The 17,354-nt window shown below is 62.1% G+C and carries 11 protein-coding genes and 1 pseudogene; 4 read left to right on the top strand and 8 right to left on the bottom strand.

Annotation, left to right across the window (positions count from 1 at the left end):
* Positions 1–68: 68 nt before the first annotated feature.
* Entirely contained in the window at positions 69–1,322 is a 1,254-nt protein-coding gene (locus NGB94_RS15000) for a hypothetical protein (RefSeq protein ID WP_325791489.1), read from the top strand.
* Positions 1,323–1,613: 291 nt separating this feature from the next.
* On the opposite strand, the gene NGB94_RS14995 is transcribed toward NGB94_RS15000, so the two are convergent.
* From NGB94_RS14995 to NGB94_RS14970, 6 genes are all read right to left on the bottom strand, one after another.
* On the bottom strand, positions 1,614–3,554 hold the full coding sequence (locus NGB94_RS14995) for a DUF6541 family protein (RefSeq protein ID WP_325791513.1): 1,941 nt from the start codon (positions 3,552–3,554) through the stop codon (positions 1,614–1,616).
* 110 nt (positions 3,555–3,664) lie between these two features.
* Positions 3,665–4,396: an ABC transporter ATP-binding protein gene (locus tag NGB94_RS14990; RefSeq protein ID WP_325791488.1), complete on the bottom strand. Its 732-nt coding sequence runs from the start codon at positions 4,394–4,396 to the stop codon at positions 3,665–3,667.
* A 3-nt stretch (positions 4,397–4,399) separates the two neighbouring features.
* Positions 4,400–5,272 carry an ABC transporter permease gene (locus NGB94_RS14985; protein ID WP_325791487.1) on the bottom strand — a complete coding sequence of 291 codons (873 nt, stop codon included), beginning with the start codon at positions 5,270–5,272 and terminating at the stop codon, positions 4,400–4,402.
* A 2-nt stretch (positions 5,273–5,274) separates the two neighbouring features.
* Positions 5,275–7,287 carry a glycosyltransferase gene (locus NGB94_RS14980; protein WP_325791486.1) on the bottom strand — a complete coding sequence of 671 codons (2,013 nt, stop codon included), beginning with the start codon at positions 7,285–7,287 and terminating at the stop codon, positions 5,275–5,277.
* Positions 7,284–8,471, bottom strand: a complete 1,188-nt coding sequence (gene glf, locus NGB94_RS14975; RefSeq protein ID WP_325791485.1) for a UDP-galactopyranose mutase — start codon at positions 8,469–8,471, stop codon at positions 7,284–7,286. Before glf ends, NGB94_RS14980 begins: the two co-directional genes overlap by 4 nt.
* 108 nt (positions 8,472–8,579) lie before the next feature.
* Positions 8,580–10,622 (bottom strand): acyltransferase family protein, encoded by a 2,043-nt coding sequence (locus NGB94_RS14970; protein WP_325791484.1) that lies wholly within the window; start codon positions 10,620–10,622, stop codon positions 8,580–8,582.
* A 293-nt stretch (positions 10,623–10,915) separates the two neighbouring features.
* On the opposite strand from NGB94_RS14970, the pseudogene NGB94_RS16815 reads away from it, so the two are divergent.
* Both NGB94_RS16815 and NGB94_RS14965 read left to right on the top strand, forming a co-directional pair.
* Positions 10,916–11,371: pseudogene (locus NGB94_RS16815) on the top strand (FHA domain-containing protein); the annotation flags it as partial.
* 402 nt (positions 11,372–11,773) lie between these two features.
* The gene (locus NGB94_RS14965; protein ID WP_325791483.1) at positions 11,774–14,821 is read left to right on the top strand and encodes an FtsK/SpoIIIE domain-containing protein; all 3,048 of its coding nucleotides are present in this window, start codon (positions 11,774–11,776) and stop codon (positions 14,819–14,821) included.
* On the opposite strand, the gene NGB94_RS14960 is transcribed toward NGB94_RS14965, so the two are convergent.
* Complete coding sequence (locus NGB94_RS14960) at positions 14,818–15,243, bottom strand: hypothetical protein (protein WP_325791482.1); 426 nt, start codon at positions 15,241–15,243, stop codon at positions 14,818–14,820. The two genes, NGB94_RS14965 and NGB94_RS14960, sit on opposite strands and share 4 nt — an antisense overlap.
* 256 nt (positions 15,244–15,499) lie before the next feature.
* Here NGB94_RS14960 and NGB94_RS14955 point away from each other — a divergent pair, with 256 nt between their 5' ends.
* The gene (locus tag NGB94_RS14955) at positions 15,500–15,748 is read left to right on the top strand and encodes a WhiB family transcriptional regulator (protein WP_055239553.1); all 249 of its coding nucleotides are present in this window, start codon (positions 15,500–15,502) and stop codon (positions 15,746–15,748) included.
* Between the two features lie 116 nt (positions 15,749–15,864).
* On the opposite strand, the gene NGB94_RS14950 is transcribed toward NGB94_RS14955, so the two are convergent.
* On the bottom strand, positions 15,865–17,346 hold the full coding sequence (locus NGB94_RS14950; protein WP_325791481.1) for a PAS domain-containing sensor histidine kinase: 1,482 nt from the start codon (positions 17,344–17,346) through the stop codon (positions 15,865–15,867).
* Between the last annotated feature and the right edge of the window lie 8 nt (positions 17,347–17,354).

The raw sequence follows: 17,354 nt of genomic DNA, 5'->3' as shown, positions 1-17,354 counted from the left end.
TTAGAATCTTCAGCGGGAACAAGCGCGGAAAATGGTCCGTGCAGATCCCGTGTAACGGAGGATACTTCTTGGGCCAGCGCACTGTCCTGCGGCATTTCCAGCGTCTGGGGGCGTTCGGCGCCTCTGTTGTCATCACCACCGTGGTCGGAGTCCTGGCCATACCTGTTGTGATCACCCACGCTGGGAGCGCAACATGGGGCGTGATCGCGCTCGGGCAGTCCGCGGCACTCCTCTTTGGCGTGCTGGTTTCCTTCGGCTGGGGAACAGTGGGGCCGGCCATGGTCGCCGGGATGCCGGCGGAGCAACGTCCGCAGATGTATGTCGATTCGTTGGTCAGCCGGTTTTACCTGTTCATCGTCGCTGCCCCGCTGGCTGCACTGACAGTATGGCTGATTGCTGGCAGCAGCTCCCCGTCCGTGGCGGTTCTAGCCTGCATGGCGTACCTCCTGCCCTTCCTCGGAGCCTCGTGGTACTTCGTCGGTGATGCGCGGCCCGGGCGGCTGCTGGTCTTCGATACCCTGCCGGTCACACTGGGGACACTTTTCGGCCTGGGCGGGCTCATACTCACCGCAGACGTGTACGTCTACCTGTCGATACAGCTTGGCATGAACCTCTTGGCTGTCCTGGCCAGCGGCCTGCTGATCCGCAGGTCTGCCTTCGGTCCCCGGTTCGATTTCCGCCTTGGCCGCGCCCTGCGCCGCCTGGGCGGCCAGCGGCACGGCGTCATCACCGCCGCTACCTCCAGCCTATATGTCAATACGCCCCTGCTGGTTGTGGGCGCGGCCATTCCGGCCGCCGTTCCGCTTTACGCGATGGCTGAAAAGTTCTTCAAGTACGGACTCACCGCAGTCGGCCCGGTGGTCCAGGTCCTGCAGGGTTCCATCGCGGATCCGGACAGGGCACGCCAGGATGCCCGCGTACGCACAGCTGCCAAGCTGGCCCCGTTCGGGGCGCTGGTCAGTGCCCTGGCTATGGCCGTTTGCATTCCCTGGGCAAGCATCCTGCTGTCCCAGGGCGAGATCACGGTCGGGTTCGACCTCAGTGTGCCCATGGGCGTCGTGTTTGGCGCGGTCGCCGTCTCCCAGGTCGTTGGGCTCGCGTGCCTGATTCCCATTGGCGAAGGGAAAGCACTGGCGGTGTCCACGGTGCTAGGAGCTGCCGTCGGAATTCCGCTGATCATAACCGGCGCCCTGACACTTGGTGCCGCTGGAGTTGCTTGGGCCGTGGCAGTGTCCGAAATGGCGGTTGCTGCATATCAGCTGCGTGTGGTTCACACATATTTCCGCCGGTCAGCAAGACGCGGTGACTCCGTTCCGCAGTGACCGCAGTCCGGGCGCCGCTTCTTCGGCGGGTAACTGTACTGAGACTAAAGTTTGGTGGTTACCACACACACTGAACCAAAGAGATCTTCATGTCCCAAGGTAATGCCCGAAGAATGATCCTGATCCAGCGCGTCGCCGCACGCCGGCCCGTAACTCATGTGGCTAACGACGAAGGCCTTCACCGATGCCCTCCAACCCTGGTTAGACTTTCACAACCAACAACACCCACACGGCAGCCTCGGAGGCAAAACACCGATCACGATGTGTAATCAACCTGTTGTCTGAGTACAGCTAGCCGCAGGCAGTAATCCGGTACAGCTTTGCGTCGCCTTCGGCATCCACCAGTTCAACGGCACCGCTCGAGTCCAGGTCCTCCAGACCTGGATACGGATGGTCTCCACCATGTATCTCCTGATCCCCGAAGTCCAGCACATACTTCACCCCGGTTTCCCGCAGGGCCGGGCAGACGTCCGGCTCTGTCTGGGCTTCCCGGAGGCTCGCGTACACTTCGTCTTCTTCCGGGTCCAACGCGGAGATCGTGTGCAGCTGCATAGGCCTGTGACCGGTCAGTGCGTAGACCAGGGAACTTCCGGTCCACGGATTTCCAACGAGTTCCGCACCGTCTTCGATCACGCCGTCGAGGCGCCTCATCAGTTCGTACTCATCACTGGAGACCAGCGGGGAGTCATCGGTCAGCTCGTAGTTGCCGGCCGCGGACATCGCTGCGTTGCGGACGTTCTGCTGCTGGGTTGCCACCGCGGTTACCGCCAGCACGATCACCACTGCTGCAGCGGTCGCGGTGCGGGTTGTTGCCGCCTTCCATTCCCGTGCCATCATCAGATCCAGCACTGGCTGCCAGATCCTGCGATTCAGCCAAGCGATCAGCATGGTGCCTCCGATGGCGGCCAGCGGCAGGGCGGCTACGGGAAGCAGGGCAGCGAGGCGGTAGTTGTCCGTGTACCAACCTCCGGTAATCAAGTCCCGGAAGTCGCTGTCTGCTGCTCCGGTGGCGACGACATATAGGAAGCCGCCTACAGCCCAGAGGCCGGCAGCCCACCAGGACGCACGCCCGAGGACAACGGCCACGAGTCCGAAGGCGCACAGAATCATTACGGCCCATGAAACGGGGGATCCAAGCGGTGCGCTGGCAAAAACTTCGCCCATGGCCTGGGCCGGTGTCTGGTACGGAAGCCAGATCAGTGTGTCAGCTGCAGGACGCACAACGTACCAGAGCCTCACGACTCCGATTCCGTAGAGGACGAAGCCCAGGATATACAGCCAGGCCCGAACCGTGCTGCGCCGGGCGACCTCCGTACGTACACGGCGGGTCACTGCCGCGATTACCAGGGGCACCGAGAACGCTGTCACCGCCAGGACCGCACTGGGATGTCCCAGCCCCAGCCCGGGAAGCGCTGCCAGGAGCAGTAGCCATAGCAGAGGCAGCGGTGCGGACCTCCGGGCCAGTCCCAGGACAGCGAGCAGGATTCCGAGCACTGCCGGAATCAGGCTGACGCCGAGGAAGTTTGGGTAGAGGACGCCAAAATCCACCAGCAGTAGCGGGAAGGTTCCGAAGGCGCCCGCCAGAACTCCGGCCAGCAGAGTGGGTACTACGCGCCGGCCGGCGATCTGCTGGACCAGGAAAATGCAGCCAAGGGGCCAGATAAGCGCCCCAATCACAAGGTTGACCGCGTTGACGCTCACCGGGATCGCTGACCCGGTAAGCGAGTCGACCAGTGACACCAGCCCGTGCCATCCGGCGGGATAAAAACCAATCCCGGTCATGCCGCCTATGCTCAGGGATGACGCGGACCCGGTATCAGCTATGTACTGGATGGCGTTGAGATGGAAGATGTTATCGAAGGTCTGGGAGAAGCTCTCAGGAGACCCAAAGGCATAGAGCAGGCGGCGTCCCACAAGTGCGGCTGCACCCACAACTGTAACGGCCTCCACCAAATGCAAGGCCGGGTCCGCGGCCTGCGGCTGCCCCTGCTCGGGGGAACGGCCGGCCCACCACGCCCTCAGCAGCCACACCACGAGCGTTGTTGCAGCGGTCAGGACAGCAAGCGGGACCCAAGACCAGCGAACGCCCATGAAGTCCGCAATAACTGCCGACACCGCCACCAGAGAGACGCTGAGCACGGGTGAGACTGCCAAGGCAGCCATCCACCGCAACCGGAACCCAAGGAAGGCCAGCAACCCTCCCGGCACTAGAATGACGCACAAAGCGACCATGATCTGTGGCGTGACGGAAATCCAGGTCACTGTGTTCCTTCCGATGTGCCGTGATTCTCACAGCACGTTGATTCAGGGTCCGGACGCAAAGCCGCCAGCAGGGTGGGAACCTACGCGACGCCGCGGAGACGGTCAACGACGTCGCGCACCGGGGCGTCCATCACGATCTTTCCATGCTCCAGGAGCACTCCCCGCTCACAGATGCGCGAAACCAGGTCCAAATCATGACTGACAACTACCAGCGTCTTGCCTTCTCCGGCCAGTTCCTTGATCTTGTCGATGCACTTCTTCTGGAACGGTTCGTCGCCCACTGCCAAGATCTCATCCACCAGGAAGACTTCTGGGTCCGTATGTACGGCGACGGAAAAAGCGAGCCGCAGGTACATACCCGAGGAATAGAACTTAACCTCGGTGTCGATGAACTGGCCGATTTCGGAGAATTCGACAATTGAGTCGAACTTCTCGTCGATCTCCTGCTCGGTCATGCCAAGGATTGCACCGTTGAGGTAGACGTTGTCCCGTCCACTGAGATCATGGTGAAATCCTGCGCCGACTTCGATAAGTCCCGCAACGCGCCCCCTGGTACCCACGCGACCGGCATCGGGGCGCATGACGCCGGAGATGTGCTTCAGCAGCGTGGACTTGCCTGACCCGTTCAGGCCCAACAGCGCCACGGTTTCACCTTGCTCCACGGCTAGGGACACGTCCTTAAGGGCATCAAATTTCTCGCTCAGGTCGCCCTTGCGCCCCTTGATCAGCCAGACAAACGCCTCTTTCATCGAGCGCGTATGGCGCAGGACAAACCTCTTGCTGATATTGCTTACTTCTATGGCAGTGGCCACGGGTCAGAGCTCCTGTGCGAAACGGCCTTCAAGGCGACGGAAAACGAGCTGTCCGGTCAGCAGGACCAACCCCGAAATAGCCAAGCCGACGGGAATCCACACTGAAAGCAGGTGCGGAGGAACAGCTTCTGCCGCGTCCGCGGTGGGCAGCCAGAAGGCGAAGTGAAACGCTTCGACGCCTACGGTAATCGGATTTAGCTGGTAGACGGTGAAAAACGTTTCGCCGAGCTTGTCACGCACCATGATCCATGAATACAGGACAGGTGAGGCCCACGTTGCGATCATCAGCAGCATGTCAACCAGGTTTTCAGCGTCCCTGAAGTACACGTTGACGGCTCCGAAAAGCAGGCCCAGACCGGTGGCCAGAAGTGCCACGATCAGGAAGCCGGCTACGGCAGCCGCCAGCTGCATCAGGCCGGGCCGCCAGCCGTTGAATAGGCAGGCGACCAGCAGAATGATGATCTGAGGTACGAAGTGGACTCCCGAAACCCAAACAGATGCCACGGGGAAGAGCTGACGCGGAAGGTAGATCTTTTTGATCAGACCTCCGTTGCCCACGATCGAGCGTGAGGCATTGCCCAGGGCTTCGGTGAAAAAGTTGATCAGCACTATGCCTGAGAACAGATAGATCGCGTAGTTCGGAAGCCCGCTGGGGTTGCCAGGGCTCCGCTCCATGTTCAGGAAGACACCAAGGGCAACATAGAAGACGACGAACTGCACAGCCGGCTTCACATAGGACCACAGCAGCCCCAGCACCGATCCGCGATAGCGGACCTTCAGTTCCTTGGCAACTAGCAGCTTGAGAAGGAACCGTGAACGGAAAAGGTCAGCAAATCCGCTGCCCCGCCCCGGCGTCTGAAGAGGTTCGGCCGACAAACCTATCTGCCCTCGTCTTCCGAATGCTTCTCAAACGTTGCCTTCCAGGCTTCGAAGGAAGTGATGTGCGGCAGAGCGCCGCGGTAACGGTCGCTCAAGTGCTGCCAGTTCTTCAGGATCTCCGCGTTCAGCCGAAGGCTCTCCGCCAGCAGCTCGCGCACCTGCTTTGGGTCACGCCGGTACCAGGAGGCACCGGTCCCCTCAGCATTGGAGACCACCGCGCTGTCGTACTGGGACGTACGCCACCACTTGTTGTCCTGGTGGGCAATGTACGCCTGGGGGTGCTCCATGCTGACCGCAGGAACCTTCTTGGTCAGCTGCTTAACCACGGTCTTTGCCGCCCATGGAATCAGGGTGGCGTACGAGGGCGCACTGAAGCCCTGTCCTCGCCGCGGCGGTTTATGCATGACGGGCGCTGGGAACGCCTCCGGCTCAGACTGGATCTGGGCATCCGAGAATTCTGAGACCATACCGCGGATTTCCGGAAGCTTGGTTGGCAAGAGGTCGTGAAGCTGCTCGGGACCCTTCAGGAGATCGCGCAGCGCCATGGCCCGGCCGACAGCTGTATAGTACTGCATCGAAATCAGGTGTTTGAGATCCATGTAGCCGGTTTCCCGGACAACGCGGCCGCCGTGTTCATACGGGCTGTGCAGCAGCGCCGCAATCATGCGGTTGCGCGTGTGGAAATAAGCCTGCCATCCCACGAGATCGTCCTTATCGATCCACGAGACATGCCACACGGCCGAGCCCGGCATGGAAACAGTCGGATAGCCCGCGGTCTTCGCCCGCAGCCCGTACTCGGCATCGTCCCATTTGATAAAGACCGGCAAGGACAGCCCAATGTCGCGGATGACCTTGGTGGGGATCAGGCACATCCACCAGCCGTTGTAATCTACGTCGACCCGGCGGTGTAGCCACGAGGTCTGCCGCAGGTTGGAGCGCACGAAGTCGTGGCCTAGGGTCTGATCCTCGTGAGGCTGATCCGGCTGAAAACGGTACGGATTAACTGTCTCGCCGAAGGTATGGAGCACGGTCCGGTTGTACAGGTCGAACATGTGCCCGCCCACGATGGTGGGGGTCTTGCAGCGGTCGGCGAAGGTGACTAGGCGGGAGATGCTCTCTGGTTCCATGACAACGTCGTCGTCCAGGAGCAGGACGTAGTCACTCCCGCTTTCTACTGCCTCATACATCCCGCGTGCGAAGCCGCCGGAACCACCAAGGTTTGCCTGGTTGATGATTCTCAGTTTGCCGTCCATCAGGGCTTCGACTTCAGCGAAACCCTCGGCGTCGGCAACCTTCTTTGTACCCTGGTCTACAATCAACACCTCCTTGAGGCACCTCAGAGCCTCAGGATGCTCGCCCAGAATACGCAGGTTGTTAAGGCAGAAGTCAGTCTTGTTCAGCGTGGTGATCTCAAGGGTGACTGTGCCCTGGCTGACCGGTTCGCCCGGGGCCTGCCATTCAGCTTCCTCAAGGACGAGAGGCTCAGAACCGGCCACTAGATCGAACCAGTACCAGCCCCCGTCGCCGAACGGCTTCAGACTCAGCTCGAACGTGCTGGTTGCCGGGGCGCCCACGCGCTGGGTTTCGACGTGCTGGAGTGCACCACGTGCATTGGACTTGTAGACACTGACGGCTCCGGTTCCCGTCGTCCGGACGCTCAGACGCACAGTATCCAAGTTGGTCCAACGGCGCCAGTAGCTAGCCGGGAACGCATTGAAATAGGAGCCGAAGGACACACGCTCACCGGCCCGGACGGACGTTGAACGCCGGGAGAGGAAGTCCTCTGCGTGGGCTTCCTTTCCGGGCGTGGAAAACGACGGGGCCGCCCGGGTGCTCTTCTTGGCGTCCCCATTCATGGTAGACAATTGGACGCCCACCGCGCTGCCCGTGTCCAGATACAAGGGCACCGTGTCTAGCTGGTCCTGAGAGGGTAGGACGACACGCTGGAGGGTCGACCAGACTTCGCGTCGCTGTCCGGCCCTTGCCGAGCTTTCGACTATAGCGTTGCTCACGCGTCGACTCCTCCGCTTTCCAGCTTTGCTCCCCCGGTGAAGTGGGGCTTGATCTTATTGTCGTACATGGACAGGGCAGACCCGATGGCCATGTGCATGTCCAGGTACTTGTAGGTACCCAGACGTCCGCCGAACAGGACGTCCTTTTCGCCCTTGGCAAGGTCGCGGTAGGCAAGCAGCTTGGAGCGGTCCTCAGCAGTGTTGACCGGGTAGTACGGCTCGTCTCCCTTTTCAGCGAAGCGGGAGTACTCACGCATGATGACCGTAGCGTCCTTGGTGTAGTCCCGCTCCGGGTGGAAATGGCGGAACTCGTGGATCCGGGTGTAGGGAACATCCTCATCCGGGTAGTTCATGACTGAAGTTCCTTGGAAGTCCTCGATCGGCAGGACTTCTTCCTCAAGGTCGATCGTGCGCCAGGAAAGGTCGCCCTCGGCATAGTCGAAGTAACGGTCGACCGGACCGGTGTAAACCACCGGCACCTGGCCGAGTGTTATGGAGCGGGAGAACTCGTGCCCGTCGTCGAAGAAATCGGTCTTGAGGTGCACCTGGATGTTTGGGTGGTCAGCCATCCGCTCGATCCAAGCGGTGTAGCCGTCTACGGGCAGGCCCTCATACTTGTCGTTGAAGTACCGGTTGTCGTAGGTGTAACGGACTGGGAGACGCGAGATGATCTCGGCGGGCAGATTCTTCGGATCCGTCTGCCATTGCTTGCCCGTGTAGTACTTGATGAACGCCTCATAGAGCGGGCGTCCAATCAGCTGGATGCCCTTGTCGTTGAGGTTCTGCGGATCGGTGCCGGCCAGTTCGCCGGCCTGCTCCTGGATGAGCGCCCTGGCTTCGGCCGGTCCCATCGAGGAGCGGAAGAACTGGTTAATTGTTCCCAGATTGATAGGCATGGGGTACACCTCGCCTTTGTGGCTGGTGTAGACCTTATGCACGTAGTTGGTGAACTGGGTGAACTCGTTCACATAGTTCCAGACACGCTCGTTGGACGTATGGAACAGGTGCGCACCATAACGGTGCACCTCGATCCCGGTCTGGGATTCGTTCTCGCTGTAGGCATTGCCACCGATGTGGTGCCTGCGGTCAAGGACCGCAACCTTCAAGCCCAGTTCTTTGGCGGCACGTTCGGCTACGGTGAGGCCGAAGAAGCCCGACCCTACGACGACGAGGTCAACGTTCACTTGTCACTCCTGTAAGTTTCCGGGCAGCCGTACGGCACACACCCAACGGTTTAGGTTATCGGACATTTTTTGTGGGCACACATTCGGACGTTCGACTCTTGCGGTGCGCTACCATCCAACCAAGGCATGGAACCGGCGGTCGAACTCGATGCTCATCGATTCTGCATAAGACGCGGTCAGGTGGTTGTCATCCAAATACACCCGGACATTGCCAACCACGGGAGAGCAGACATTGTTCGGACAGATGATGTCCGTCATGTCCAGCAGCGCCAGGTTCTCTATGTCATCGAAGTCGACGGCCAAGGAAGCGCTGTCCGAGAGCTTGTCTTCCAGCGGCGCGGAGCATTGATCTGCTCCGTGGGTCTCTGTACATTCCAGGACGTTGAACTCGAATCGCGGGTTGTCGCGGACACCAATGAGTGGAACCTCCTTCTCTGCCAGCAGATGGGCCGCTTCCGGAAGACCTGCTATGACCTGGTCATTGGCTTCATCCGCGCGAGCCGCGGTGCCCACGGCCAGAACCGCGTCCGGCTGCAGTTCCAGCGCGTATTCCAGCGCTGCTTCGTTGAACTCTCGGCATTCCTCCCAATGTCCGTCCTGGGGCGCTCCGAAGCGACACCCGCCGAGGAGGAGCGCCATCACCCGGTAGTTCCTTTCCTCTGCCATCGGCCGGATGGATCCGAGCCATTGCTGGGCGTGCGAGTCGCCGATGACTAGAAGAGTCTTCCCGTAGTCATCCGACTCTGTGCCCATGCACCGATCGGCGAGTTCCTGGCTAACAGGTGCATCGTCATATGCGCTGCAGTCTCCGTCGAGGCTCGCCCATTCCTCCCCTAGAGAAGTGGTAAGTGGAATGATCGGCGCCCCTGGATCACTTCGGTCTACAAACCCCGGCAACAACGCGGCAGCTCCAGGGTTGTTCCGGTCCGCACCTGCCGCTAGCTGGGCTGCTTCCAGCTTCAGTCCGCCCTGCCAGGCCACGGCTGGCGCTGCGGCCAGCACAATGCATACTGCAATAACAACAGCCGCCCGCCGTTTCTTCTTCTCCGCCCATTGCATGGCGCGCATGGGCCGCTCCACGAATCGCGTGGTCAGGTACGCCAGCGTAAGAGACAGAGCAATAATGGCAGTGCCACCGATCGGTCCCACTTCCTCACGTCCACGCCAGATCAGGTAGATGATAAGGACGGGCCAGTGCCAGAGGTAGAGGGCGTAGGACATGTCACCAAGCCGGATCAGAGGTTTCCAGGTCAAGAGCCTGTCCGCTCCGAACGGGCTCTGCGTTTGCCCCGCAAGTATTATGAGAGCGGCGGCTACGAGCGGCCATAATGCAACATAACCGGGGAACTGGCCCTGGACATCGAGGATGAAGCCGCCGGAGAGCATGGCGGCGAGGCCGATCCAGCCCGCCGCCACGCGTACGGCGCCCGGCAGCTTTAGGTACGGCAGCGCGAGGACCAGCAGAGTACCGAAGGCGAATTCCCAGAGTCGCGTCCTGGTATCGAAGTAGGCGTGGACCTGGTTCGTATACGTTTCGTAAATGGAAAACGTTAGGGACGCAACAAAGACCGCACCGAACACGAGCAGTACTGCTCGGCGGACGGGAACCTTCGCAGCTTTGACGATAACCGCCACCAGCGCGAAAAGCAGCGGCCAAAGGATAAAAACCTGGCCCTGCACGGATAAGGACCAGAAGTGCTGAAGCGGGCTCGCGATGCTTTGGTCAGTTGCGTAGTAATCCACTGAGTTGGCTGCAAGTGCCCAGTTTTGGAAGTAGAAGAGGGAAGACCAGGTCTGAGACAGGATTTCAGACCAGCGCGAGCGGGGGACGAACAAGGCCGTAGCGGCAAGGACGCTCAGAAGAACGACGACGACGGCTGGCAGCAGGCGTTTGAACATATGTAGCCAGTAGCGGCCTAGGTCGAGTGCCCGGCCCGCTTCGAGTTTGCGTACAAACGACAAAGTGAGCAGGAAGGCCGAGATGAGCAGGAAGATGTCCACGCCGCCCGACACCCGCCCAAACCAAATGTGGTAGGTCACCACCATGAGCACAGCTAGCGCCCGAAGTCCCTGGACTTCGGGCCTGAACCCTGGTTTCGGGCGGGCACGCGGTTGCTCATGCTTCCGAGTGACTAGTACTTCCTGGTGCACACGGGCCTTTCGAAATAACTTTTTGCGGTCTCCCCCATCGCGAGTCTATCGTTCCTCCATCACTCGACCCCGCAACACCGCCCGCCCCCTCGCGCGAAAATTATCCACAACTGCTCTGCGTCCCGAGGTTCCTAAGCGCTCCGGCAGTAGCTTGGTGCCGACTGGATGTTTCCTGTCAGGGAGGTGTACTTGTGGCGATCCACGCATCAGCAACGGGGCGTCTCGTGTCCCATGTTCTCCCTTCCTTACACGAGACCCAGGTTCTGCCACTGGTGATTAATCCCACGTCTTTCATGAGCGATGCGGAGCTAGCCGCCCAGGTGAATGGCCTGCTTAGTCTTTCCGATCATCAGTCCAGAACTGCCCGTGCGTTCGAACTGGCTGGCGGTCAGGAGGGGCGCATCCTCTTTACGCCGGGCACCGATTCCAGGGCATCCCGCGTTCGAGACGCCATCCCTGGGCTCCTCCTCGTGACACACACCGGCCCGGATGCCGGACGCATAGAGGAACTAAGGCCCGGACACTACTCACTGGGACGCCCAAGCCCAGACCAGAACGCCGGGACGGAGCGCACTGGCATCCTGATCAGCGACCCTGCGCTGTCACGCATCCATGCCCGGCTCGAGGTGAATTCCAAAGGAGTGCAGATATTCGACCGGGACTCCAGCAATGGGCTCTGGGTAGACGGTAAGCGCGTAAGCCACGCACGGTTGTCCACCACGTCCATAGTGCGGGCCGGAAACACTTTATTCCGGCTGCATCTACCGGGAACGGACACAGGAAGGCCGGACGGGCTAGAAATCCCAGGAACAGGTAGCCCTCCACAGCCAGTGGACAGCCCCGTCGAAATAGAGGATGCTCCCCCGCCGCGGCCAGGCTCAGGCACCCTGGCAGCAACTTTTCTACCGCTCGGGCTCGGAATCGCACTGGCATTATCAACCGGAATGTGGCTCTTTCTGGCCTTCTCGGGCATTGGCGCGCTCACCGCCGGGGCCAGATTCCTACTCTACCGACGCCGCATTACCGCCTTCCGAGGTGCCGAAGCGACGGCAATGGAGGTGGACCGCATCCGGCGTCATGTCCTGCACCCCACCTTGGGTGATCGATGCCTTGCTGCTGAGCCAGGTTCTGCATTCGGAGACTCAATCCGAATGGAACCAGCACCGAACACCAAAACCACCAGCCGGAAACCGCCCATCGCCCTGCGGCTTGGCACCGGCTCTCTTCCGGCAGACTTGGCACTCCGAAACCGGACTGATACCTGGCGCCCGCCAATGCTCGATGCCGTGCCGGTGGTATTGGAGGCACCGGCCGGCAGCACAGCTTGCGTCACGGGGGCCTTCGGAGACGTCCAAGGGCTCTTACGCTCCCTGCTGCTCCAGCTTGGAAACAGCAGCGCAACGGACGGACCCGCGGTTGCACTGATCGGCACCAGAGCTGATGAACTCATCTGCGATGCCCGGTTCCTCCCCGGCATTCAACTGGTGCCGGCCAAGCACACGAGCGCGGCGGTGGCCGCACTCGTGGATCTCGCCGCGTCGCGTCCCGGCTACCCCCTGGTAGTCGTCGCACCGCCGGGGTTATGGAACACGGCACAGAGGATCTGGAACAGCCTCCCGGAGCAGACCCGCGGGCTCACCTGCCTCATCGCCTGTCGCGACCCCGGCACCCTGCCCATCCAGCGGGACGCTGACGCCACAATCGCGCTGGACCGGGACTGTGGAACCCTCACCCGGGACAACCAGCGGCAGACTTTCCTTGCGGACCTGCTCGGAGCGCGCGCTTTTCATCGGGCCGCGCTTCGGCTGGCGGGAGCATCTGCCCGAAATCCGTTGGAGACTGCATCCCCCTTGTTGCCGGAACCAGCGGGGCAGACATGGAGGGAACATCGGCCGTTTCGAGCGGTGATCGGTCACGCCGGCGGGCGCCCGGTGGGACTTGACCTTGTCCAGGACGGACCCCACATCCTCATCGCCGGCACTACGGGTTCTGGAAAGTCTGAACTGCTGCGAACCTTTGTGTGCTCACTGGCCTGCCAGATTCCGCCAACTCGACTGAACTTTCTCCTGATCGACTTCAAGGGCGGGTCAGGGCTCGCGCCCCTGACGGAACTCCCCCACACGGCGGGTTTCCTGACCGACCTGTCCCAGGAGAATGTTGCACGCGCCCTCATCTCGCTGCGGGCTGAACTACGACGCCGGGAGTCCCTACTCGCCCATGCGCAAGCCACTGACCTGGATGAGTTCAATGCCCGGACGGCTCGGGAGACAGCGCTTCCACGCCTCGTCGTCGTAGTAGACGAGTTCCGAATGCTGGCGGACGCCGTACCGAACGCCGTACAGGAACTGATGAAGATTGCGGCCCTCGGCCGGTCTCTAGGCGTTCATTTGGTTCTGGCCACACAGCGGCCGCAGGGCGCCGTCACAGCCGATATCCGAGCCAACATCTCCGCATCCATTTGTTTACGCGTTCAATCCACTATGGATTCCCGCGACATTGTTGGCTGCGACGACGCCGCAGGCATTCCTTCGTCTTCTCCGGGAAGGGCGGTCCTGCGCCTCGCTGGCGGGACTCCCCTGACCTTCCAGACCGCGTCCACCGCGGCGAACGAACAAAAGCTTCCGCTGGTGCAGACCCTAGCGGATTTCCTGTCCGCTCCCGCAAGGACGGCCGCCCCGTCCGGCCCAGGCCTGAGAAGGATTGTGGTGGGGCTCCAGGCAGCCGCAGTCCACGCCGGATTCCCGGAGCGCGCGCGGACGCCCATCCTGCCTCCGCTTCCCGCAGATCTGTGTTCCCATCCCATCCCGCCCTCTGGCTGCCTTCGGATCGGGCTGGCAGACCAGCCCGCTCGCCAAGCCCAGCAGTGGCTCGACTGGAACCTCAATAAGCATTCCCACCTGGCGCTGGTAGGACTCCCTCGAGCCGGGCCAGCGCCCACCGCTTCCACGCTCGCCCGGCAGCACCTGTTCAACTTGCCCGGCAGACATCTGTATGTGCTCGACGGCGACGGGTCACTAACCTGGACATCTGGCCATCCCCAGGTGGGCGCCTGCGTGCCGCCTCACGATAGGGCGCGGGCTTCCAAGGTCCTGTCGATGCTGGCGGACGTCCTGCTTGAACGGCTCGCGGACCAGCGAAACGCCGCGGGCATTACGGTCCTGGTCTCCGGATGGGGACGATGGCAGGAAACATTTCGCTCGGCCAAGTCGTCAACCGCGGAGGATGCGCTGCTTTCCCTGGCGCGGGACGGCACAGCCGCGGACATCTGCCTGCTAGTCTCCGGGAACCGTGAATTGACCACCGCACGGTTCTTCCAACTCTTGCCCAACAGGTTGTGGTTCCCTGCCGGCCTTTCGGAGGATGCGCTGCTTACTTGGCCGCGCATGCCTGAGCTGAGTCCGTTGCCTGGCCGCGCCTTCGTCCAGGGTCCACTAACGCCCGGGGCCGGAGAGGGGCTGTTGGATAGGACAACGGACGGGTCGAAGACCCTGGCGCAGTGCTATCAGCGCGACTGGCCTGCCGAGCCTGCACCGCTCCCGGAAGGGACGCCGCCTCCACGCCGGATAGACGGGCTGCCCCGCACCGTCTTGCACAGTGACCTCGACACTGCCTCTGGCCCGTGCAGCTTCCCCGTGGGCATGGGCGGAGACGAGCTCAAAACCATCGAGGCGCAGGTGCCGCCCGGATCGGTCTTCACCGTCCTGGGCCCGCCACGTTCCGGTAAGACAACTCTCCTGGACACCTTCGCCGCGTCAGCGGCGTTTTCGTCCGCACCAGAGGGAGGGCATGCAATCCCACCCAGGCTCTGTCGGGTCAGTCCTGCCAATGGAATCACCGGAGCCAGAGGCAGCGTCCCTCCCCCGGACGGAAACCTGCACGGCTGGCTGGTACTGGCCGATGACGCAGACCAGCTCCCCGCGGAAGACCAGCAGCTTCTCATCCGGCTGGCCGACCGCGGCGCCGGGGTGGTTCTGGCGGCTGTTCCCTCATACAACCTCCTTTCCCGCCTCCCGGTGGCGGCCCGGGCACGAATGCCGCGGAACGGTGCGCTGCTGGCGCCGTCGCAGGCTGGTGACGGCGAGTTTTTCGGGGTCCGGGTGGAGCAGGAAGGCAGGCCTTTCCCCGGACGCGGCTACCTGTTTGACGGCGGGTCAGCCGTGGAAGTCCAGTTCGCTGTTCCCCCCGCAGGACTCAGCTAGAAAGTCTTCGCGTCTCCGCTGGTACGGGAGGTCCAGTCAATAACGGGTTTCGTGAACAGCAGGAGCAGCACGGCAGCAGCAGGAAGCAGAAGGACCAGCCCCACCACCATTACCCCGCCCTGCAGGGTTGGCACTGCTATGACGATCATGAACAGCTGCCAGACCAGGGCCGCGGCACGTGTCCAGCGCATGCCCCGGAAGAAGAAGTGCCCCACAACCAGCAGCCATACGGCCACCAGAACGATCAGGAACAGGCTGAAAACTGCCCCGCCCATGGAGGTCGGTGTGGAGGTGGCAAGGTTGTACACGTACCAGCCCGCAACGCCCAGAAGGGCCAGTGCCTCAAAGACCAGAACGGCTGAAATCAGTACAACTGCGCCCGGTCGCGGGGGCTGGGCCGGGGAATTTTGGGGTCTTGACACACTGGCACCATACCGGACATAGTCGAGGAGCAGCGACCGGTTAGGGATCCTAGAGGACCGAGGCCACGGGCCTTTGTGACGCATCACTCATCATTTCCGGCAGATTAACAGCTTGTTAACCCTTGTTTGCGTTTCCAACGCGTGACACCCTAGTAGAGGGGATCAGGGGCCGAAACCGGCCCCTTTAGTTTGTGGTTGCTCGTGAATGTTTTCACAAACAAGCGGAGTCAACTTTTCAGAGGAGATAGTGATTAGCATGGATTGGCGGAGCCGCGCAGCATGTCTGGATAAGGATCCGGAGCTGTTCTTCCCCGTAGGGAACACCGGCCCGGCTCTTCTTCAGATTGAAGAGGCCAAGAGCGTTTGCCGCCGGTGCCCGGTTATCGATACGTGCCTTCAGTGGGCGATCGAGACCGGTCAGGACGCCGGTGTCTGGGGCGGCATGAGCGAAGACGAGCGCCGTGCGCTTAAGCGCCGTGCCGCAAGGGCGCGCCGGGCTTCCTAAGGAAGCAGAAGGCCCCGGGGCCTTCGAACACAACGAGACTTTTGCCAGGCACCCCCGCCTGGCAGCAGAGAAGGGCCGCTGCCTGCAGGCAGCGGCCCTTCTTCCGTACAACAGCCTCAGCGGCGGCGGGCCCCGTCGAGTTCCATGTCGATCGTGACTTCCGTTCCGCCGCCCGGACGGGGAGACCACACGATAGTGCCCGCCAGCTCGCTCTGGACCAGAGTCCGCACAATCTGCAGTCCGAGTCCTTCCCGGCGGGGTTCTTCCGGCAGTCCAACACCGTCGTCGGAAACGGTCACCGTGAGGTTTTCCCCTCCGTCCGCGCCCAGGTGGCGCTCAGCGTTCAGCCACACCGTTCCGTTTTCCTTGCCGGCGAGGCCGTGTTCGACGGCGTTGGTCACCAGCTCGTTGATCACCAGTGCCAGCGGGGTGGCCAGGTCGCTGGGCAATTCGCCGAAGGTTCCCTGGCGTTCTGTGCGGACCGCCTGCGACGGCGAAGCCACCTCAGCCGAAAGCCGGAACTGCCGGTCAATCAGCTCATCGAAGTCCACGTTCTGGGTGAGCCCCTGGGACAGCGTCTCGTGCACCAGCGCGATGGTGGATACCCGGCGCATGGCCTGTGCCAGGCCCTGTTTGCCTTCGTCGCTCTCCATCCGCCGGGACTGCATCCGCAGGAGCGCGGCGACCGTCTGCAGGTTGTTCTTCACCCGGTGATGGATTTCGCGGATGGTGGCGTCCTTGGACACCAGTTCCATTTCCCGGCGCCGCAGCTCCGAGACGTCGCGGCAAAGCACCAGCGCACCGAACCGTTCCTTCTCATCCCGCAGCGGAATAGCCCGCAGCGACAGGCTCACTCCCCTGGATTCGATCTCGGTCCGCCAGGGCATCCGGCCAGTGACTACCAGCGGCAATGTCTCGTCCACCATTCGGCGGTCCTTGAGCAGCGCCGTCGTGATCTCGGCAAGCGGCCTGCCCTCAAGCGTCTCCATGTCGCCCAGCCGGCGGAACGCAGAGACACCGTTGGGGCTGGCGTACTGCACCACGCCCTGGGCGTCGAGCCGGATCAGCCCGTCACCCACACGGGGTGCGCCGCGGCGCGACCCCGTGGGAGTGGCGAAGTCCGGCCACAGTCCGAGGGTTCCCATCCGCAGCAGGTCATACGCGCACTGGCGGTAGGTCAGTTCCAGCCGGGACGGCATCCGGGAGCTCGAAAGGTCCATATGGGACGTGACGACCGCAAGCGTGCGCCCGTTGCGGACGAACGGAATCGCTTCCACCCGCATCGCCGTCTCGGTGGTCCAGTTTGTCTCGCTGGAACGCTCGATGGTCTGGGACTTCCAGGCCTTGTCCACCAGCGGCTGCAGGTCGGCGCGGATGCGCTCCCCCACGAAGTCGCTGTGGAACACGGTGTGCGACGTCGACGGCCGGGCATGCGCCAGCGCCACGTAGGTGCCCTCCGGGAGCGGGAACCACAGTGCCAGGTCGGCGAACGCAAGGTCCGCAACCAGCTGCCAGTCCCCCACCAGCAGGTGCAGCCATTCCGCGTCTCCCGGACCGAAATCCGCGTGGTCCTTGATGGGATCGGTGAATATTGCCATGGCTTAAG

Origin of the sequence: Arthrobacter koreensis (assembly GCF_035792275.1) — a bacterium.
In the GTDB taxonomy this organism is placed as follows: Bacteria; Actinomycetota; Actinomycetes; order Actinomycetales; family Micrococcaceae; genus Arthrobacter_B; species Arthrobacter_B koreensis_A.
This window is presented reverse-complemented; position numbering and strand designations above follow the sequence as displayed.